The sequence below is a fragment of the Cellulosilyticum sp. genome (genome assembly GCF_982396655.1).
Window position 1 is genome coordinate 93,159 of the sequence record NZ_CEVXFV010000008.1, and the last position, 21,316, is coordinate 114,474.

The window sequence follows — 21,316 nt, forward strand, 5'->3', positions numbered from 1 at the left end:
AAATGAGATGTGATTTAGATTTAAACCAATAGGAGGAAAGAGAATGAGTACAGCTACTGCAGCTTATGGTGAGAAAGTTATTGATTATAAGAAGAAGAGAAAAAGAGAAAAGAATTTAGTGATTTTTACCTTTACTTTTATTCCATTAGTTCTTTTGATTTTATTTTCTTTTATTCCACTCGGAAGTATGTTTTATTATAGTTTAACAAGTTGGAATGGAACAGCACCACAAAAAAACTTTGTGGGACTTCAAAATTATGTGACAATCTTTACGAAGCCAGAGTATTTTCAGGTGTTTAAAGTATCTATTTATTACTTTGTAGGTTCATTTATTCAATTGGGACTTGCTTTATATTTCGCAACTATATTAACTTCTGGTATTCGCTGTCAAAATTTATTCAAAGGCTTTTTATTCTTCCCATATTTAATTAATGGGGTTGCTATCGGATTTATTTTCTTATACTGCTTAAAACAAGGTGGTACATTAGATGTGGTTTTAAGTGCACTAGGACTTGAAGGATGCATTCAAAAGTGGTTAGGAAATGCTAAGATTATTAACTATTCATTAGCAAGTGTATCAATATGGCGTTATATGGGAAACAACCTCATTATGTTCATTGGGGCAATCCAGTCCATTTCTGACGAGATTTATGAAGCAGCAGAATTAGATGGTGCCAATAGATGGCAACAATTTAAATATATTATTATGCCAAGCATTAAACGTATTGTACAACTCAACTTATTACTTGCAATTAATGGCGCACTTGCTGTATTTGAAATTCCATACGTTATGCTTCAAGGGGCTAATGGTTCTAAGACATTCGTTATTCAAACTATTGAAACAGCTTTCCAATTTAAGAAAGTGGGACTTGCTTCTGCTATGGGTATTATTTTATTAATGATCGTTATTGTTATTGCGATTATACAAAAGATATTCTTTAAAGAAGAGGAGGCAGAAATGTATGATTAAAAGAAGACATCTAGGCGCGAAGGATATATTTTTTAGCATTTTAAAATATGCATCACTTATTTTAGCAAGTTTAATTGCACTTGTACCTATTTTAGTTGTATTTTTTGCATCTTTTAAGGATTCTAAGGAGTTTAAATCAACAAGTGCATTGGCACTTCCTAAGAATTTCTTTAACCTTGAAAACTATGTAACAGCTTTTGTAAAAGGTAAGATGTTAACTGGTTTCCTGAATACACTTATTATCATGGGAATTTCTTTAATAGGTGTTATTTTAATAGGAACAATGCTTGCTTATGTACTGCATCGTTTTAACTTTAAGTTTAAAAAAGTTATTTTAGGTGCATTCTTGCTGGCTACATTAATTCCTGGGGTAACGACACAAGTAGCAACCTTCCAGGTGATTAGTGCACTTGGCATCTATAACACAAGACTTGCGCCAATCTTTCTTTATATGGGGACGGATATTATTTCGATTTATATCTTCTTGCAGTTTATGGATAATATTTCGATTTCCATGGATGAAGCAGCTATGATTGAAGGGGCATCATACTTTACAATTTACCGCAAAGTCATATTACCACTTTTAAAACCAGCGATTGCAACAGTTGTGATTATTAAGGGCGTTGGAATTTATAATGACTTTTATACACCATTCTTATATATGCCTAATACGAAGCTCAATGTACTTTCAACAGCACTCTTTAAGTTTAAAGGCCCATATTCAGCACAGTGGGAAGTTATTTGTGCATGTATCATGATTGTTGTCATACCTACATTTATTGCATTTTTACTCTTACAAAAATACATATATAATGGTTTCACTTCTGGTTCTGTGAAGTAAAACTTAAATGGGGGAGATATAAATGAAGTATCATTATTATGATTACACTGAGAAACTGAGTTTAGTTTTACAAAGAGCGCATCAAGGCCAACCCATTACAATAGGTTTTTTAGGGGGATCAATTACGCAGGGATGCAATCCATCTGTACCAGAAAATGCTTATGCCGTAAGAACCTATAACTGGCTGAAAGAATTTTTAGCACCTACCCAAGTTAGGTATATTAATGCAGGAATAGGGGCTACAGGTTCTTTGATTGGAGCACACCGCATGGTGGAAGATTTAGTGCAATATAAGCCTGATATTGTCATCGTAGAATTTGCAGCCAATGATGTACCACCTACAGATGGCAGTAAGAAATCTTATGAAAGTGTGATAAGAGGAATTATCAAGCATCTACCAGAAGCAGCTATTATTGAACTCATGATGACACTTGAAGATGGTACAAGTGCAGAAGCGCAACAAGTTCAAATTGGTCACCATTACAAAGTACCTATGGTGAGCTATCGTCAAGAAATCTTTAATGGTATAGCAGCGGGAGAATATACATGGCAAGATATTGAGACAGATAATGTGCACCCTAATGATAGAGGTCATGAAATAGTGGCTGGATTACTAAGCAATTTATTTGAAGTGGCGGATAAGCAGAAGGTACCAACTACATATAAATATGACTTACCTAGGGAAGTTTTATTTAGTAAGAAGTATAGTGACGGCGTGATTTTAAATCGAAATAACTTCAGACCACTTTATACAGGAAGCTTTCTTCCTTGTAATGAGGGCTTTAAGACACTTAACGCAGGATGGAAGGTAGAGCAGCAGGCACATAATGAAGCACTGGTTTGTAAGGTAGAAGCAAAAAATATTCATTTACTTTATAGAAAAAATGTAGGTGAACAAATGGGAGTTGCTGAAATAACACTAGATTATGAGAAGAAAATAGAGGTAGATAGTTCATTCCCAGATGGCTGGGGAGATTATGCTGAAACTGCAATGCTTATAGAAGAGGAAGAATGTAAGGAACATGTGATTGAAATTAAGCTAAAAGAAGGCAAGGCTTCAGATACCTTTACGGTATTAGGCTTACTTGTTTCTAAAGCTTAAGGCAAATTTTATACAGGATTATATTGATACAAGATTATAATGGTAACAAAGCGCCAATTATAAATAAAAATATATATTATAAAGGAGAGTTACATATGTCAAAAGTTAAAATGTTCGTAGATTCATTACCAAATATTCCATGGCAAGAGAAACCAGAGGGGTGCAGTACACCAGTATGGCGTTATAGTGAAAATCCTATTATACCTAGAAATCCACTTAAAGGTGTGGCACGTATCTTCAATAGTGCGGTAGTACCTTATGAAGGCAAATTCATTGGTGTATTTAGAGGAGAAACTTTATCAGGTGTATCTTATTTATACTTAGGTTACAGTGAAGATGCCATTCATTGGACATATGAAGAAGAAAAAATTCACTTTGTTAATCAAAAAGGCGAGCCTTTTGATCCAGGTTATGCCTATGACCCAAGACTTGTAAAAGTTGAGGATACATATTATATCATTTGGTGTACAGATTTCTATGGTGCAGCACTTGGTATGGCTAAAACAACAGACTTTAAAACATTTGTAAGACTTGAAAACCCATTCCCTCCATTTAATAGAAATGGTGTACTTTTCCCAAGAAAGATTAATGGTAACTTTATGCTCCTTTCAAGACCAAGTGATAGTGGTCATACACCATTTGGAGACATCTTCTTAAGTGAAAGTCCAGATATGGAATTCTGGGGCAGACATAGACACGTGATGACAAGAGGTTATAGCAACTGGTGGGAATCTCTTAAAATCGGTGGCGGTGCAGCACCTATTGAAACGAGTGAAGGGTGGTTATTATTCTATCATGGAGTAGCTGGTACTTGCCAAGGATATGTTTATAGCATGAGTGCAGCAATCTTAGATATTGATGAACCATCTAAAGTGAAATATCGTTGTCAACACTTCCTTTTAACACCAGAAGAATGGTATGAAGAAAGAGGTTTCGTAAATAATGTAGTATTCCCATGTGCGACACTTCAAGATGCAGATACAGGTAGAATAGCTATTTACTATGGTGCAGCAGACAGCTATGTAGGACTTGCATTTACAACAATTGATGAGGTTGTAAGCTATGTAAAAGAACATAGCAATATGATGGGTGATGACGATCAAATAGGTATTAAATAGTTTAGGCGATAGGTACTTCTGGCAATAGATAGATTAGAGATTAGATGTGTAATGGTTTGAAATTAGAAAGTGATAGAATTAAGCGGGAGGCGTTAAAAGATGATAAATAGTCCACAAATGGTACAGGAAATCAAAGGACATTTACTTTATAAAATCAATCCTTTTTGGAAGAATCTCAAAGACCCAGAATATGGCGGATTCTATGGGTATATGAATGAAGAATTAGTTTTAAATAAAGAGGCAGTTAAAGGGGTTATTTTAAATTCGCGTATTATGTGGTATTTCGCTAATTTATACTTAACGATGAAAAATACTGAGGATTTAGAGTATGGGAAATGGGCCTATGAATTCTTTAAAAACCACTGTTTGGATAAAGAATATGGTGGTGTGTACTGGATGCTAGATTACAAAGGCAATGTGGTCGAGGATATGAAACATACCTATAATCAAGCCTTTGCAATCTATGCTTTATCAACTTACTATGATGCAAGCAAAGACAAGGAAGCATTAGATTTTGCCATGTCTATCTTTGAAAAGATAGAAACTGTAGCAAGAGATGAATATGGTTACCTTGAAGCTTTTAATAGAGATTGGTCACCCATAGAGGAAAATAAACTTTCTGATAACAAACATTTATGTGCTAAAGGAATTTATGCAGAAAAGACAATGAATGCCCTACTACATATTTTAGAGGCTTACACGGAACTTTACCGTGTAAGCCGCAATGAAGAGGTGGGTAATAAATTACGAGACCTACTTATAGTCTTTGATAAACAAGTTTACAATCGAGAAAAACGTTTACTAGAAGTATTCTTTGACAAAGAAATGCATACGATTTGTGATATGCATTCTTATGGTCATGATATTGAAGCCGCTTGGCTTTTAGATCGGGCAGCTGAAGTGTTAGGGGATGAAGAAATCATTAAAGCAACTAAGGCTTATACCGTAGATATTGACTATAAGATTAAGGAAGAAGCCTTCGTAGATGGCGCACTTAATAATGAACGTTTTGAAGACTTTATAGATACAACTAGAATTTGGTGGGTACAAGCTGAGACCGTTGTGGGATTTACCAATGCCTATGAAAAAACAGGAGATAAATCATTTCTAGCTTTAGCGGAGGAAGAGTGGGAATTTATCAAGAAATATATGATTGATAAAAGAGATGATTCAGAGTGGTGTTGGCAGGTGGATAAAGAAGGAAATCCAGTGCTCCCAGGTCCAATTGTAGAGCCTTGGAAATGTCCATATCACAATGGACGTATGTGTATGGAGATTATAAGGAGGAATAAAAATGTTTAAGGAAAACTACGAGAGGGAACTTGCAAAATATGAAGAACTTATTACACGCAGAAATGTAGTTTCAGATGAATATAATGGAATTTATGACCGCTATACATATCCTGTTCTTACGAGAGAGCATGCACCATTATTCTGGCGATATGATTTAAATCCAGAAACTAATCCATACTTCATGGAGAGATTAGGCATCAATGCAGTTTTTAATGCAGGAGCTATAGAACTTAATGGGAAGTTTTATGTGGTAGCCAGGGTGGAAGGCTATGATAGAAAGTCATTTTTTGCTGTAGCAGAAAGCCCTAATGGCGTGGATAACTTTAGATTTTGGGATTACCCAATCTTACTAGAGGATACTTGCAAGGAAGAAACAAATGTCTATGATATGCGTCTTACAAAACATGAAGATGGTTATATTTATGGGGTGTTTTGTTCAGAGAGCAAAGACCCAAGTAATGCAGACCTTTCTGCAGCAGTAGCACAAGCTGGTATTGTTCGTACCAAGGATCTTAAAACATGGGAAAGGCTTCCTAACCTTAGAACGCAAGCAGAGCAGCAAAGAAATGTAGTCCTTCATCCTGAGTTTGTAAATGGCAAATATGCCTTTTATACAAGACCACAAGATGGATTCATTGATGCTGGGAGTGGTGGAGGTATTGGTTTTGGTCTTTGTGACGATATTACCAATGCTTATATTAAAGAAAAGGAAGTTATCATTAATACAAGAAAGTATCATACGATTACCGAAGTTAAAAATGGGGCAGGGGCGGTACCTATTAAAACAAATAAAGGCTGGTTACATATTGCCCATGGCGTAAGAAATACAGCAGCAGGTTTAAGATATGTAACTTATGTATTTGTGACAGATTTAAATGATCCAACTAAATGCATTGCAGAGCCATCTGGTTATTTCATTGCACCTTATGGCGAAGAACGTATAGGGGACGTAAGCAATGTAGCCTTTACAAATGGAGCAATTGCAAGAGAAAATGGAGATGTGTATATTTATTATGCTTCTTCAGATACAAGATTACATGTAGCTACGACAACTGTAGATAAGTTATTAGATTATGCATTTAATACGCCACAAGATCCACTGAGAAGTGTGGAATGTGTGGCACAAAGGTGTGAGCTTATAAAAAGAAACTTGGGGTTTATGAAGTAATAAGGTGTGAAAAATTAAGACTGTAGGGTTGGCAAAATAAATAGTTAATAGAGAAGAAATGAGTCGCTATTAAAAGATAGTGACTCATTTTTTGATTTTATTGATAAAATATAAAAAATTTAAAGATATAATAACTATAATTTGATATAATTTAAGAAATAAACAAATAAGCTGAAAGGGGAAGCTAGATGTTTTATATAGGGGTAGATTTAGGCGGAACAAACATTGTAGTAGGACTTGTAGATGAAGATGGGCATATTATAGAAAAAATGCAAAAACCCACTTACAAAGCTAGAGGGATTAGGCGCATTTGTGATGATATTACAAATATGTGTTTACATATTATTGAGACATATGGTTTGGATGATATGAATTTAATTGGCATAGGGATAGGAGCTCCGGGAACAATTGATCGTAATAAGGGATGCATTGTATATTCAAATAATATTGCTGTAAGGGATTTTAATATTATAAATTATATGCGAAGAAAACTTGGAAGATTAGGTAAAAAAATCGTAATGGAGGTTGCAAATGATGCGGATTGTGCAGCCTTAGGAGAAGTGAAAGCTGGAGGTGCTAAAGGATATGAAAGTGCTATTGTCATTACACTTGGGACAGGCGTTGGCAGTGGTATCGTCATAGAGGGAAAGCTTTTTAGTGGATGTCAGCCTGGTGGAGCAGAGCTTGGTCACCAGGTCATTGTACATAATGGCAGGCAGTGTAGCTGTGGCAATAAAGGCTGTTTGGAGGCTTATGCCTCTGCTACAGGCCTTACGAATATGGCAAGAGAGGCTGCAAAGGCACATAGTAACTCTTCTTTAAATACATTAGTTAAGGGAAATTTGGATAAAATGAATGCAAGAGTACCATTTGATGCTGCAAAACAAGGAGATGAGGTGGCTAAAAAGTTAGTCGATGAATATATAATGTATTTGGCTATTGGCATTAACAATATGATTAATGCATTTAAGCCAGAAGTCTTATTAATTGGTGGGGGTGTATCAAGGCAAAGGGATGGATTGATAGTTCCTTTAAAAAAGAAATTAAAAAATATGGTCTTTGGTGGAACCTTGATGACCGATATTAAGGTGGCAGCATTAGGAAACGATGCCGGACTCGTTGGCGCTGCAATGCTTTGCGAGAATTAAAATATTGTAAGAATAGTAAAATCAGTTTATAATAAACGAGATAGACTATATTATACCTCAAAGAGAAAGTGAGGAGTTTTTTTAATGGGTAAATTATTCGGAACAGATGGTGTACGTGGTGTTGCCAATACAGAGCTTACAGGTAAACTTGCATATCAAGTGGGGCAAGCCGGTGCGTATGTATTAACAAAAGAAACTAAAAAACAACCAAAAATTATTGTGGCTAGAGATACACGTATTTCAGGAACAATGCTAGAAGCTGCACTTGTAGCAGGTATTTGTTCAGTAGGTGCTAAAGCTATTTCAGTAGGAGTTGTACCTACACCAGCAGTAGCATATTTAACAAGAGAACTCGGTGCAGATGCCGGTGTCATGATTTCTGCTTCACACAATCCATTAGAATTCAATGGAATCAAGTTCTTCAATAGTGAAGGATACAAATTACGTGATGAATTAGAAGAAGAGATTGAAAACCTTATTTTAACAAGAAGTGATAATATTCCTGCACCAACAGGTGAGAACATTGGTACATGGGATATGGATCATTCAGTAATTGATAAATATGTTGATTATGTATGTAATACAATCCCTGGAGATTTAAATGGTCTTAAAGTCCTTGTAGACTGCGCAAATGGGGCCGCTTCAGAAGTAGCACCTATTGCACTCGCACGTTTAGGTGCAGATGTTGAAGTTATTCATCATAAGCCAAATGGTGTGAATATCAATAAACTTTGCGGTTCAACACATATGGGAGACCTTCAAAGTCAAGTAGTAGGACGTAAAGCTGAAGTTGGTATTGCCTTTGATGGGGATGCCGATCGCTGTCTTGCAGTAGATGAAAATGGTGAAATGATTGATGGTGATCAAATTCTTAGTATCGTTGGTTTAGATATGAAAAACAGAGGTATCTTAAAACGTGATACAATTGTTGCCACAGTTATGAGTAACTTAGGTTTCACAATCATGAGCAAAGAACAAGATATCAACCTAGTACAAACAAGAGTTGGTGACCGTTACGTACTTGAAAAAATGCTTAAACATGGCTATAACCTTGGTGGTGAACAATCAGGTCACGTTATTTTCTTAGACTATAATACAACTGGAGATGGGCTTATCACAGCAATCCAATTATTATATGTTATGAAGAAGACAGGTAAGCCATTATCTGAGCTTAAAAAATGTATGCAAATTTTCCCACAAGTGCTTGTTAATGCACATGTTAAAAATGAAAACAAACATGCATATATTGAGGATCCAGAAATTCAAGAAAGAATTGACGCTCTTGAACAAAAATTCAAAGGTGAAGGCCGCGTACTTATTAGACCATCAGGTACAGAACCACTTGTACGTGTTATGATCGAAGGTAAAGACCAAGCCGTTATTGAAAAAGAAGCACAAGAACTTGCAGCTTTCATTGAAGAAAGATTAGGCGAGTAAAAAAATAGAAGGTGTTCGATAAATGAGTCGCTAGACACTGGGGTACTGCCAGTGTCTAGCTAGATTTATGGAACACATGAGAAAAAGAAAAGAAAACAGTTAATGAGTTACTTTTAAAACATATGGAAGAGACTGTGATATATGCTATGTCTGTAATCATTAACAAAGTACTAATAGATAAAGAAGCTATAAGATTGAGGATAACCTTGATTTTATAGCTTTTTTGTATTGTAGAAAAAGAGTGGTTATACATTAATAGAAGGGCTATATGCATTTGTGCAATAGGTCTTTTTTGTGGTGTGGGAATTTGGTGTGGAGTTAAGTTGAGGAGGGGTGAATGAAATAGTGTATGATGGCAATACTTAAAAAAAACTGTGTGAGAAGGGAGTAGTAGATGCCGATTAAGAGAAGAGTAGGGATGATGTTAATTTGGATATTGATGGGACTGTATTTGAGTAGTAAATTATTGGCAGTAGAAGGAGAAATGGCACTTGATGAGGTAAATTATAGCACATGGGATAGGGAGATAGATGAGAGGTATAAGGATTATGTGAAGTATGATATATCCGATGGCGATGTCATGATTACGGAAACAGGAAAGTACTATATTACGGGGACAACTACAACATCAAGCATAACTGTGAGTACAGGTGCTACTGATGTGGAAATCGTATTGGATAATGTTAATATTACACTGCCAGAGGATATTATAAATGGGGCATTGAATGATAATGGTAAGGGACCTACGGAGATTGTGTTATTAGGCGAAAATAATTTACAAGGTGGTGGCTATAGTGCAGCTATTTCTATAAAGTCTAGAGCGAATCTTATAATTTCAGACAGAAGTACTGGAAAATTAGTGGCTAGAGGTGGATGTTATAGTGCTGGCATTGGCACAAGTAATTATACAGTAGGAGGGCATATTAGTATCAATGGTGGAGAGATTTATGCATATGGAGATAGTGGAGGGTGTGGCATAGGGACTGGTACAGGAAGTAAAGGAAATATTATAACTGTAGAGAGTGTAACCATTAATGGTGGGAATGTATATTGTGAAGGAGGAAGCAAAGCCAGTGCATTAGGTGGAGGCGGATATTCTTATACTAAATATGTTTGTATTAATGCTGGACAAGTTATTGCTAAAGGTGGTATGGAGGTTAGTGCTATAGGAAGAGGCGCGCAGCAAGATAGTACCCAAAGCAGTATTGATATATTAGGCGGAACTGTTATTGCTTATCAAGGTGCTAGAAAAGCTAGTAATCCCAATGCTATTGCAGCTATAGATTTATTTAATGGTGGGAGCATAGGGCAGGAGGCTATAGTTATTGCAATGAGCAGTATTGAAACAAAAGCAGAGACAGAAGGAACTTATGAGGTAAGTGTTAAGGATGTGGGACAACCTTTTAACTTATCAATTGACCCCTTAAATATAGTCCTTCAAGATATTTCATTAATTGATGGCGGAGAGGAGATGTATTTTCATCTGCCACAAGGAAAATATCAGCTATGTTTTGAAAGTGGCGGACAGCTTTATAAATGTGATATTGGTAAAGCAGAAGAAGCTGATGTAGAGGAACCAACTAAGCCAGAAGGAGATACTCCTAAAAATGATGAAGTAGAAGGAGATACTCCTAAAAATGATGAAGTAGAAGGAGATAGCCCTAAAGATGATGAAGTAGAAGAAGATAGCCCTAAAGATGATGAAGTAGAAGAAGATAGCCCTAAAGATGATGCACTAGAAGGAGATAGCCCTAAAGATGATGCACTAGAAGGAAGTATAGCCAAAGATAATGAGGCAGAAGAAACCATGCCAGATGATAAACTAATACAAGGAAGTAATAGCAGCACATTTTATAGGAATTCTGCACCACAACATATACGGTGGGATGAAATTAACTTTTATAGGAGCAAGGAATCATTTTATATTCATTTTGGTATTGCCTTGCAGAAAGCATACTATCAAAAAGAGACTGTATGCCATTTGCAACAGTCTCTTTAGAAAAAAGTTATTCAGCAAGTGCTTTATCTAAGCACTCTTTAAGATAATTGAATTGTTTAATGCTGCAGCCTACTATGCTTTGACCTTTAAATTGTGTCTGATAGAATTGATTATCATAGTTATAGTAGTTATAAGTTGTTTTTTCACCTTCTGGTGAAGTGAAGGTAAAGGTAATAATAGGCGCTTTAGTAGGTAATGTGGCCCCTTTAAGTTCGGTGTCGGCAGAAATACCTATAATATTTTTATAAATTGATTTGAAAGTATCTGTAGGTAATGTCTGATCATTTAGAGTATAATTTTCACCATCGATTTTAAGTGTGTAGCTACTATCTGGAAGTACGATATCTATTTGCATGACTTCTGCTATGTTTGTGAGCTGTATAAACTTAGCAGAAAGATAAAATGGATCAAAGGCTTCTAGAAGAGGTGCTAAGAAATCACTATTCATACTATAAATACTTTGCGTATCAGCTTTCATGAAATAGATTTGTCCGTCTTCAGTAGTATTTCCCCATAAGTAATGGATTTCTGTAACGACATCCTTGGACTCCCCACTCGTAGTATCTGTGGTAGTGTTTTGAAGATATAAATCTAGGGTAGGAACATCCAGTCCATAAGGGGTTAAATCAGTAACATTGTCAGCTACAAAGTGTTCAATAGTAATAGGTGAAGGAATTAGTTTAAGAAGCTCTAAGAAGTTGTTCGTACTCATATCGCGTATACTACCATCACTTAGTTGTAATAAGTAGGAGGTAGTATATTCCTGTGTATCTGCATTGAGAGAAATATCAAATGTCTCAATATCCTTACCAGAAGCCTTAAGTGCAGTTACTGTGCTTGTATCAATAGTCTCTAATTCAGTAGTTCTAAATTTTGTTAAATCCCCAGAGAAGCTATCAGCCATAGAAACTGTAATAAGAAAGATTTCATTTGTAGATTCTTTTAAAATATAGACATTTTTATGATTAGGTGTCACATTTCCAAAGAGAATACGACTTGTAGCACCATCTGTAAGTGTATAAGTAACTATTTTAGAAGGCGCCTTGAGTCCAAAATCTTCCAGGTTAGTGGCGTCTATTTTTTGAGAAGCATCTAATGTAAGAAGATTATCACATAGCACTTTAATCGCAGCAGTATTTAGATTGTCTGAAGTATTTACTCCTTCTATGCTCCAATTTTCACCATCTTGAATGAAGGTTAAGCTATTTTCGCCTTCGGTAATTTGAATGCTTTTTAGTTGTTCTTTTGTATAATTTGTAACTTCAATATTACTTTGATTTGCTACAATGGCATCTGTATTAGATATTTCATCAGTTGTATCTGTTTTATTATTTTGGACAAATATGGCAAGGCAAATCAGTATCAGTAATACAACTGTCATGAGTATAAGAAATTTAGATTTTTTCATTATAGATTTTTCCTCCTTACTAAGACAACAATACCTACGATGAGGATGATAAGAGGAATAATAATGACAGCGAGTCCGCCCAATATAAGTAGTTGTGATGTAGTCATGGCAGGAAGAGAATAATCATTATAAGATTTGCCTTCTATAGCGAAGCTTGTAGTACTATCATTTTGAAGCCAACCGAGACAGTTTGTTACAAAAGTTTCATTACCTGTAGAAGCAAGATTAATCTTTGTATTATCGATGAAGTAAGAATCTGCTAAGACCACAAGACGTGTTGTAATAACGTTTGAACTATCTAATGAGTTAACTTCTTCAATCGCATAAGCTAAGTCAAAAGGTCCATCAATATCTGTGTCTGTTTTTTCGGTAGTAGCACCTTCTAATTGTGTTTTTAGAAAAGCACCATTAGAAGTAGAGATAAGAGGTGTAATCGTTACGCCATTACGTACATTGCCAGTTTGGGTAAGGGCAGAAGAAAGTGGAACAAGTAGAGGGAGCTTATTAGAAATTAAACTACTTGTGATATCATGCTGTGTATAATCAGGAATTAAATATGTAGGATAAGAAGTCAGCATATTACTATTAGAAGTTTCAACGATAGCACCAGACATCTGTTTTACACCATAGTAACTGAGAAGCTGATTGAAGTTTGTAAGTTCTGGCATATCATAGTCTGCAAAAATCATAGCTTTACCACCAGCATCTAGAAAGTCTGTAATTTTTGCAAGCTCTACATCATTAAAATCTGAGTGTGGCGAATAAATAATAAGTGTGCTTGTAGCAGGATCCCCTAAGTCTTCAGTAGATAAGCTAACAGTTTGTGTTTGCATATTAGCTTTGCTGATAAGAGATGTAAAGGTACTTGGAAGTTCAAGTTCGCCGTGCCCACTTGTAATATAAATCATGCGGTCTTCATTAGTGGCTACATAACTGATTGCCGAAGTAACAGCATTTTCAATAGCAAGAGATTCAATAGAAGAAGAACCGTATGCAGAAGTAGTGAAGTTATATAAATCAGTTTGTGAAAGGACTTTATATTTTCCAGTAGCAGTATTCTCGACGATAATAGATCCAGTATCAATCTTTGTAACATTATCATCCATATATTTTTTTGTGAATTGAGGATAAAGTACAGGGTCTTTATAGACAAGAGAAATATTGCTATTTAATTTATCATAACGTGTTAAAATTTCTTTAAAAGAAGCAGATTCAGTACCTGTTTCTTCAAGAACGTATATAGAAACGGGATCAGAAAGCCCTTTTACAACTTCCTCAGTTTTATCAGATAGCGAGAAGAATTTCTCTTCTGTTAAATCTACACTAATATTGAGCCCTGAGAAGACGACGTTAACAGCAATAGCAATGGCAATTACAATAATGCAGACAATCGTTTGATAACCACCAAAGCGTATATTTTTATTTTTTAAATTAAGTTTTTTCATCTTGATTCCCTCCTAGCTCCAGCTACGTTTTTCAATAACTTGTTTTGTTAAGAAAAGAAAAACGCCTATGAAAGATAAGTAATAAATGATGGCACTTACATCGAGAAGTCCATTAACGAAGGAATCAAATCGCCCGTAAACAGAAAACCATTGTAAAAATTTAGTAGGAAGACCATCGAAGAGCTCACCCTTAAAGTAGAAGAGAAGGCATGACACAATAATACCTAGGAATGCTATGAATAAGCCAATATAAATATCTTTAACGGCATTATATATAATAAGTGAGACAATAACGATTATAACAAGTATAAAGATTAATGAGGCCATACGTGAAGTTGGAATAAGTGTTGCAATACCATCGGCTAATAAGAGGAACATAAAGGCACCAATAGTCGCAATGGCTGAAACAATTTGATTTTCTGTAAGTGCGGAGATGAATAAGCCAATAGAAATAAGTGTACAGCCTAATAAGAAGAAACCAAGATAAGAACAGAGAATACTTCTTAAAGGAATAGTACCTACAATCATTAATAGCAGTGGATGAATAAATGTAATGAGTAATGTAAGGAACAAGAGAAGTACTGCAGCTAAGTATTTACCCATAACGATTGAAGCCACTGTAATAGGGGCAGTAATAAGAAGCTGATCTGTTTTATTTTTACGTTCTTCTGAGAGTAATCGCATAGTTAAGATGGGAACAGTGAAGAGAAGCATATTACTAAGAGAAGAAAGCACATATGTATAGTCACCATTTTGGCTGAATACGTTAATGGCAGTGAAGTAAAGTCCAAAGATGAGTAAGAAAAAACACATGAAAACATAGCCAATAGGTGAAGTGAAATAAGATTTAAATTCTTTACTGAGCAAGGTTGTCATTTTGAACACCTTCTTCCTTCTTTGTTTCAGCAGTTACTTGCTGATTTTTTTCTTTAGTTTTTTTCCTGCGCTGTTTAAAGGCAGATAATCCTTTAGGTGACTCTACTTTAGTTGGTTCGTTTTTAGTAACTTCTAGGAAAATATCCTCTAGTGAAAATGCTTTAGATTGCATCATAAGAAGTGGATTATACATTTCATAACATAAATTAAAGATTTGCTTACGAATATCTATTTTTTTGTCTGTTTCAATAGTAATATCATGGGTATTTTCTTCAAACGACCCAATGACTTGTATCTGATTAACGCCTTCAATACTGCTTAAGGCATCTAAGAAGTCATCATTAATCTTTTCTACACGAATTGTAATTTGAGAAGTAGAATTAAAGATATTTGCAAGATTTTCTGTTGTGTCGCTGGCTACGATAGTACCTTTATTAATAATCATAACTTGATTACAGATTGCGCTAATTTCAGATAAAATATGAGAACTTAAAATAATAGTATGTTCTTTACTAAGATCTTTAATAAGCTCACGCATTTCGATGATTTGCTTAGGGTCTAAGCCAACAGTAGGCTCGTCCAATATAAGCACTTTCGGTGAACCAATTAATGCTCCACCGAGGCCGACTCTTTGTCTATACCCTTTGGAAAGGTGCTTAATAAGTCTACCTGCTACAGGCTCTAGACTAAGACGTTTAACGATTTTGTCGATGTGAGATTTTAAATCTTTAACACTGACTTTTTTGAGCTTAGCTACAAAACTTAAGTATTCATTTACAGTCATATCTAGATAAAGTGGTGGGATTTCTGGCAGATATCCAATATTTTTCTTTGCTTCTATTGGATTTTCTAAAATATCAATGCCATTAATTTTAATTGTGCCAGAAGTAGAAGAAAGATAGCCAGTAAGCATATTCATGGTAGTAGATTTTCCAGCACCATTAGGTCCTAGAAAGCCTAAAATTTCTCCTTCTTTTACAGTGAAGCTTAAGTCATTTACAGCTGTATATTTACCATATACCTTAGTTAAATTAGTGACTTCAATCAATGTGTTCATCCTCCTTGAATAGATGTAATTGGCATTACTGTATTATAAAAACGACACATTTTCACTATAAACTAAAAATTTGAACAGAATATTAATATTGATACAAATAATATATTTATTTTAATAAATTATATAAATTAAAATCTTTAGACCGGGAAGTATTATTAGGTATATAATTTTGAGATTTATAAAATACTAGTATTGAGTGAGTAAGATGATAATTATTTAACCAAAAGGAGGTAACTGATGTCAGACGAATATAAAGGTGATCTAGTTTTATCTGATGTAGTGAATAAGGTTGTATCAGAAGGCGGCGCAAATGCTGAACAAATTACAAAGCTTATTAAACATGATGGAGAAGTCGTTGGATATGAACTTGCTTCAGGACGTCATGTTTCTGTAGCAGAAGCTATTAACATGGCTAAAGCAAATCAGCTTGACCATGTAGGTGTTTCCACTTCAAAAGATGGCAGTGAATATATTCGTTCCTTAGCAGATGGAGATGAGTCCAACAATTTAGGTAACCTACCATCAATTACAGAATAAAAACATAAAAGTGCTATTTTAGCTAATGTAATATAATCTATAACAATCACGTTATACTCAGCAGCATAGCTAAATAGCACTTTTATACATTTTTAACACAACATAGAGCAAAGCGACTTAATTATAGATTGGTGTATTCGGATAAAATGTCCCTAATCCGGCCGTCTAACCGCTAATCATGGGTGTGGATTTTTTATCGCGACTTCGACCGCAGGGAGGGAGCAGGAAAAATATATACTTAATTTATCCATGCCCTACATAGCCTAACTAAAGGCCGCCACATTTGTTCCTGAACACAAAAAAATAGCGATAGGGGGTCTATCGCTGGAAAAAATATTGTCTGTTAGTAATTGTTTAAATAATATTGGGGTTTGTGAGATAATTGGAATGGGGAGGAATCATAACTATCTCGTAGTTAGTATGTCACCTTCTGAAAAAACTATGCTAAAAATAAATGAAACCTAAATATGGTAATTTATAAAATTTTAGATTATGATATGATAAAAATATAATAGAGGTTTTACAAGTTATTCACATGTTTTAGTGATGTGAAATCATTAGGAGAAATCTATTTATGTGATGTATAGTGTAAAGTTATAGTTGATTTCTCTATAGATTCCACATTTATAAAGTTTAGTTATTCATAATCTTTAGCAATGTGAAATCATTGGGAGAAAACAACTTACGTACATGTATATTTCAAGTTTTTAGTTGGTTTCTCTATATAAAATTTTAGACATAAAATATAAGGTTTAGAAATAGATATGTGTTAAGGAGAGGATTACCTATGAATAAATTTGAGAAGTATCAAGAGATGAGAAATGCTTTAGAATTACAAGGCGTTAGTGTATATGAGTATAAGGAAATTAATTATGGCTTACAATTCGATGTAGAACTTGATGATATGGTTTCTAAAGTGAGGATATATGAGAGTAAAAAAGGCATTAAGATAGATTTATCAACGGTAAAATATGATGCATTAAAAGAAGTTATATTTAATATAGATAACGTAGGGCTTATAAATGGACAAACTACAAGAGGTAAAATGAGCAGTAATAAGGCAAAGAGTGGATTTGCTACAGATATTTTAGAAAATCCGTTGATTGGCGTAGATGAATCAGGGAAGGGTGACTATTTTGGGCCGTTAGTAATAGCGGGTGTATATGCTGATGCTGCGCGTAAAATTGAACTACAAAAAATAGGAGCTATGGATAGTAAGGCCTTAACTGATAAAAAGATTGGAGAGCTTGCAGAAAAAATTAAAAAAATTTGTCCATATAATATGGTAGTTATTGGAAATGAGTCGTATAATAAAATGTATTACAAGATAGATAACTTAAATAAATTATTAGCATGGGGGCATGCAAGGGTAATAGAAAATATGCTAGAGCAAGTAGATGCACCATATGCACTTTCGGATCAATTTGGCAATGAGAATTTTATTAAAAGTGCACTCATGGAAAAAGGAAAGAAAATTACATTAGAGCAGCGTCCGAAGGGAGAAGAAAATATAGTTGTTGCAGCAGCTAGTATTTTAGCTAGAAATGAATTTGTGAGAAAGATGGAGGAGATGAAGCATACATATGATATGACATTTCCAAAGGGAGCAAGCAATCAGACACTTATAGCGGCTAGGGAGTTTGTGATGCGTTATGGACAAGAAGAACTTATTAAAGTAAGCAAGCTCCATTTTAAGACGACACAGAATATATAATATTTACCAATGTACTTATAAGGGATAAGGCCTTATAATAATAATAAGCTTACCCCTTTAGAACTTTAGAAAAAGGGTTTATGAAAAGGCTAAATAAAGATATGTAACGTGTCAATATACTTAGGGGGTGCAGTCATTGAATGATTTAAAAAGGATTAATAGTCATTCAGAGAGTGAAATCTATTGCAATTGTTGTGGAAAACCAATTATGAAAACGGCTTTGAGAAATGTGCCAATGGATTATTTGCATATTGAGAAAAGTTGGGGATACTTTTCTTCAAAAGATTTAACAAGGCAAGTTTTTAATGTCTGTGAACAATGTTATGATAAGTGGGTTTCTAGTTTTAATATCCCTGTAGAAGAATATCCCGTAGAAGATATACACGTCTACTCAGAAGAAGAAATAGAAATATTAAGTGCAGCTTATAAAGAGGCGGCAATAGAAGGATAAAATGGTGGTGCACAAATGTGCATCGCCTTATTTTTTTGGAGGGGGGTTCGTGTGGATAAATTGAAATTATATTTTTCCTGCTCCCTCCCTGCGGTCGAAGTCGCGATAAAAATAAAATTTCAATTTATCCACACTCTACTGGCAAAGAGAATGGCGGCTAAAGCATATTTGTGCAAAGATTACTCTGGGCTGGATGGTAGAGGTTAAGTTAGGAGTGGGCGGAGAATGAGAAAATAGAATTTTTCCTGTGCCCTCCCTGCGGTGGAAGTTGCGATAAAAATATAACTTGCATAAAAGAAGAGGGTGTTATGAAACATTTAAGTAGTTTCATAACACCCTCTTATATATTAAAGTATATTTAATTTACTATTGTAATTTTTAAATGAATAATTGGCCGATGCACATTACTAGGAATGAGACAATCCAAGCTACGGCGACTTGGAAGATTACGGAGAAGGTTACCCATTTTAGGCTGTTTGTTTCTCTTTTGATAGCACCTAGTGTTCCTACGCAAGGAATGTAAAGGAGCGTAAATACTAAGAAAGCATAGGCACTAAGTGGTGTGAATGAACTAGCTAAAGCTTGGTGGAAATTGCTAGCAGTAGCTACTTCTCCTAGGCCATATACAATGGCCATATTTGATACTACGATTTCTTTACCAACTACACCAGCAATCAGTGAGAGAGCTGCTTGCCAGTTACCGAATCCTAACGGTGCAAATAGTGGTGCAATAAAGTGACCGATAGATGCGCCTAAGCTATCTGCCATATCAACTGGTCCGCTGAAGTTGAAGTTAAGGATAAACCATAAAAATACTGAAGCGACGAAGATAGTAGTTCCTGCTTTAATGAGGAAACCACGCACCTTTTCCCATACTTGAAGTGCTGTATTTTTTAAGTTTGGTAAATGATATTTAGGAAGCTCCATGATGAAAGGCATGCTGTCTGACTTGAAGAGTGTCTTTTTAAAGATAAAGGCAATCACAAGGGCTACAACAATACCTAAGAAATAAAGTGAAGCTACTATGAGTCCTTCTTTACCAGGGAAGAAGGCTGATGCAAACAATGTATAAATAGGGAGTCTTGCACTACAAGAGAAGAATGGATTAATTAAAATAGAAGTTAAACGATCATTTTCATCTTCAATTGTACGTGTTCCCATAATGGCAGGTACATTGCATCCAAAACCTAAAAGCATAGGAATGATGGCTTTACCATTTAAACCTAACTTTTTCATAAGCTCGTCCATAATAAAGGCAACCCTTGCCATATAGCCTGTATCTTCAAGGATTGTTAAAGCAATGAATAAAGCTGCAATATTAGGTAAGAAGGTAAGAACGCCAAATACACCATTTAAGGCACCTTCTACAACGAGTGCACGAATCCAATCAGATATACCAAGTGCCATGAGACCATTATTACAAAGTTCTAATACATAGCTAAAGAAACTATCAAATAAATCTGTAAGCGGTGTTCCTACTAAATTAAAAGTAAAAATAAATACAGCGCACATCACAGCAATGAAAATAGGGAAGCCCCAGAAACGATGTGTGGCATATTTATCAATTTTATCAGTCCAAGTTGTTTGAGTCGCCTTTGGCATTGTGACCACTTCTTTAACGATGGAAGCAATATGTGTATATTTACTATGAATAATGCTTTCATTAACAAGAGAGAAGTCACTCTCATCTATATATTGTTTCAGAATAACTTGTTCAGTTTCCGAAACATAGTTTAGGACACTTGCATCACCTTCTAATATTTTGAGTGCAATCCAATGAGTAGGTAGTTTTAAACCATCTGTATGAATGAGAGAAGTGATTTTATTCATTTCATCTACAACTTCATCTTCATAAGTGACTTTATAAGTAGAAGTCTTGTGAAGTATCTTATCATTTGTAATAGTTTTTAATAAATCATCTAAACCTGTTTTTTTAGCAGCTACAATGGGAATAATAGGAATATCTAATAAACTAGAAAGTTTAGCTAGATTAATTTTCGTCCCTTGTGCCTCAGCTACATCCATCATATTCAGTACCATAACGACTGGTTTACCAAGCTCTAGAAGTTGTAGCGTTAAATAAAGGTTACGTTCTAAGTTTGAAGCATCTACTAAGTTTAAGATTATGTCTGGGTTTTCTTTTACAATATAATCTCTTGCAATACTTTCATCTAATGAAAGCGCAGATAAACTGTAAGTTCCAGGTAAGTCTACAAGATTAATAGTAGTATCCTTATAATTAAATTTTGCTTCTTTTTTTTCTACGGTTACACCAGACCAGTTACCTACGGTGTAACGTGCACCTGTTAAGGCATTAAGTAGGGTGGTCTTACCGATATTCGGATTACCAGCTAGGGCAGCAGTAATTTCTCTTTTCATAAAAGCCTCCTGTTGTCGTTGATATAGAGAAACTAACTATCACTTTGGAATATACATTTTATAAATGAGTTTCTCTGAATGATTTCACATGGTTAAATCATAGTAAATAACGATGTGAAATCTATATTATGTTTAAGCAAGTGAAATATATTTGGCATCTTCTTTACGAATACATAAGCTGTAGCCTTTTAAAGATACTTGCAATGGATTGCCCATAGGTGCAACCTTTTCGACTGTTACCTCACATCCTTTAACAAATCCCATATCCATAAAACGCTTCTTGATAGCTGGTGGTGCAGTGATATGTGAAATAGTTGCTAAATCTCCTAATGGTAAATCACAAAGTGTACGTGACATATTAAAACCCCTTTTC

The 21,316-nt window shown here is 34.9% G+C and carries 19 protein-coding genes; 13 read left to right on the top strand and 6 right to left on the bottom strand.

Annotated features, from left to right (window positions below; translation table 11 throughout):
• The first annotated feature begins 43 nt into the window (after positions 1-43).
• The 9 genes from AC1VAQ_RS05520 to AC1VAQ_RS05560 all read left to right on the top strand — a co-directional run bounded on the left by AC1VAQ_RS05520 (position 44) and on the right by AC1VAQ_RS05560 (position 11,076).
• Positions 44-970 (top strand): carbohydrate ABC transporter permease, encoded by a 927-nt coding sequence (locus AC1VAQ_RS05520; protein ID WP_302595810.1) that lies wholly within the window; start codon positions 44-46, stop codon positions 968-970.
• Positions 963-1,811 (top strand): carbohydrate ABC transporter permease, encoded by an 849-nt coding sequence (locus tag AC1VAQ_RS05525; protein ID WP_302595808.1) that lies wholly within the window; start codon positions 963-965, stop codon positions 1,809-1,811. The genes AC1VAQ_RS05520 and AC1VAQ_RS05525 overlap by 8 nt, the downstream gene beginning before the upstream one ends.
• 22 nt (positions 1,812-1,833) lie before the next feature.
• Positions 1,834-2,913, top strand: coding sequence for an SGNH/GDSL hydrolase family protein (locus AC1VAQ_RS05530; protein ID WP_302595806.1), 1,080 nt, complete (start codon positions 1,834-1,836; stop codon positions 2,911-2,913).
• Between the two features lie 95 nt (positions 2,914-3,008).
• Positions 3,009-4,031 (top strand): glycoside hydrolase family 130 protein, encoded by a 1,023-nt coding sequence (locus AC1VAQ_RS05535; protein WP_302595805.1) that lies wholly within the window; start codon positions 3,009-3,011, stop codon positions 4,029-4,031.
• 99 nt (positions 4,032-4,130) lie between these two features.
• Complete coding sequence (locus AC1VAQ_RS05540; protein ID WP_303243822.1) at positions 4,131-5,333, top strand: AGE family epimerase/isomerase; 1,203 nt, start codon at positions 4,131-4,133, stop codon at positions 5,331-5,333.
• Positions 5,326-6,492, top strand: coding sequence for a glycoside hydrolase family 130 protein (locus tag AC1VAQ_RS05545; RefSeq protein WP_479903576.1), 1,167 nt, complete (start codon positions 5,326-5,328; stop codon positions 6,490-6,492). Before AC1VAQ_RS05540 ends, AC1VAQ_RS05545 begins: the two co-directional genes overlap by 8 nt.
• A gap of 188 nt (positions 6,493-6,680) precedes the next feature.
• Positions 6,681-7,640, top strand: a complete 960-nt coding sequence (locus AC1VAQ_RS05550) for an ROK family protein (protein ID WP_479903577.1) — start codon at positions 6,681-6,683, stop codon at positions 7,638-7,640.
• Between the two features lie 84 nt (positions 7,641-7,724).
• The gene (gene glmM, locus AC1VAQ_RS05555) at positions 7,725-9,077 is read left to right on the top strand and encodes a phosphoglucosamine mutase (RefSeq protein WP_302595797.1); all 1,353 of its coding nucleotides are present in this window, start codon (positions 7,725-7,727) and stop codon (positions 9,075-9,077) included.
• Between the two features lie 394 nt (positions 9,078-9,471).
• The gene (locus tag AC1VAQ_RS05560) at positions 9,472-11,076 is read left to right on the top strand and encodes a hypothetical protein (protein ID WP_479903578.1); all 1,605 of its coding nucleotides are present in this window, start codon (positions 9,472-9,474) and stop codon (positions 11,074-11,076) included.
• 7 nt (positions 11,077-11,083) lie between these two features.
• On the opposite strand, the gene AC1VAQ_RS05565 is transcribed toward AC1VAQ_RS05560, so the two are convergent.
• Genes AC1VAQ_RS05565 through AC1VAQ_RS05580 form a run of 4 tightly spaced genes read right to left on the bottom strand, consistent with a single transcriptional unit; the run spans position 11,084 to position 15,862 of the window.
• Positions 11,084-12,484, bottom strand: a complete 1,401-nt coding sequence (locus AC1VAQ_RS05565) for a DUF4340 domain-containing protein (RefSeq protein WP_302599441.1) — start codon at positions 12,482-12,484, stop codon at positions 11,084-11,086.
• The gene (locus AC1VAQ_RS05570) at positions 12,484-13,929 is read right to left on the bottom strand and encodes a GldG family protein (RefSeq protein WP_302599440.1); all 1,446 of its coding nucleotides are present in this window, start codon (positions 13,927-13,929) and stop codon (positions 12,484-12,486) included. Before AC1VAQ_RS05570 ends, AC1VAQ_RS05565 begins: the two co-directional genes overlap by 1 nt.
• Positions 13,930-13,941: 12 nt before the next feature.
• Complete coding sequence (locus tag AC1VAQ_RS05575) at positions 13,942-14,805, bottom strand: ABC transporter permease subunit (RefSeq protein ID WP_302599439.1); 864 nt, start codon at positions 14,803-14,805, stop codon at positions 13,942-13,944.
• A complete protein-coding gene (locus AC1VAQ_RS05580; protein WP_302599438.1) occupies positions 14,786-15,862 on the bottom strand; it encodes an ABC transporter ATP-binding protein in 1,077 nt (358 codons plus the stop codon). The genes AC1VAQ_RS05575 and AC1VAQ_RS05580 overlap by 20 nt, the downstream gene beginning before the upstream one ends.
• Before the next feature lie 237 nt (positions 15,863-16,099).
• Between AC1VAQ_RS05580 and AC1VAQ_RS05585 the strand changes: the two genes are divergently transcribed.
• From AC1VAQ_RS05585 to AC1VAQ_RS05600, 4 genes are all read left to right on the top strand, one after another.
• On the top strand, positions 16,100-16,399 hold the full coding sequence (locus tag AC1VAQ_RS05585; protein ID WP_302599437.1) for a DUF3892 domain-containing protein: 300 nt from the start codon (positions 16,100-16,102) through the stop codon (positions 16,397-16,399).
• 787 nt (positions 16,400-17,186) lie between these two features.
• Positions 17,187-18,113 carry a ribonuclease HIII gene (gene rnhC, locus AC1VAQ_RS05590; RefSeq protein ID WP_479903579.1) on the top strand — a complete coding sequence of 309 codons (927 nt, stop codon included), beginning with the start codon at positions 17,187-17,189 and terminating at the stop codon, positions 18,111-18,113.
• A 136-nt stretch (positions 18,114-18,249) separates the two neighbouring features.
• On the top strand, positions 18,250-18,564 hold the full coding sequence (locus AC1VAQ_RS05595) for a hypothetical protein (protein WP_302599435.1): 315 nt from the start codon (positions 18,250-18,252) through the stop codon (positions 18,562-18,564).
• Between the two features lie 51 nt (positions 18,565-18,615).
• On the top strand, positions 18,616-18,771 hold the full coding sequence (locus AC1VAQ_RS05600) for a hypothetical protein (protein ID WP_302599434.1): 156 nt from the start codon (positions 18,616-18,618) through the stop codon (positions 18,769-18,771).
• Between the two features lie 171 nt (positions 18,772-18,942).
• Here the strand turns inward: AC1VAQ_RS05600 and feoB are convergent, their stop codons facing one another.
• Positions 18,943-20,943 (bottom strand): ferrous iron transport protein B, encoded by a 2,001-nt coding sequence (gene feoB / locus AC1VAQ_RS05605; RefSeq protein WP_479903580.1) that lies wholly within the window; start codon positions 20,941-20,943, stop codon positions 18,943-18,945.
• Between the two features lie 132 nt (positions 20,944-21,075).
• On the bottom strand, positions 21,076-21,300 hold the full coding sequence (locus tag AC1VAQ_RS05610; protein ID WP_302599432.1) for a FeoA family protein: 225 nt from the start codon (positions 21,298-21,300) through the stop codon (positions 21,076-21,078).
• Positions 21,301-21,316: the final 16 nt, after the last annotated feature.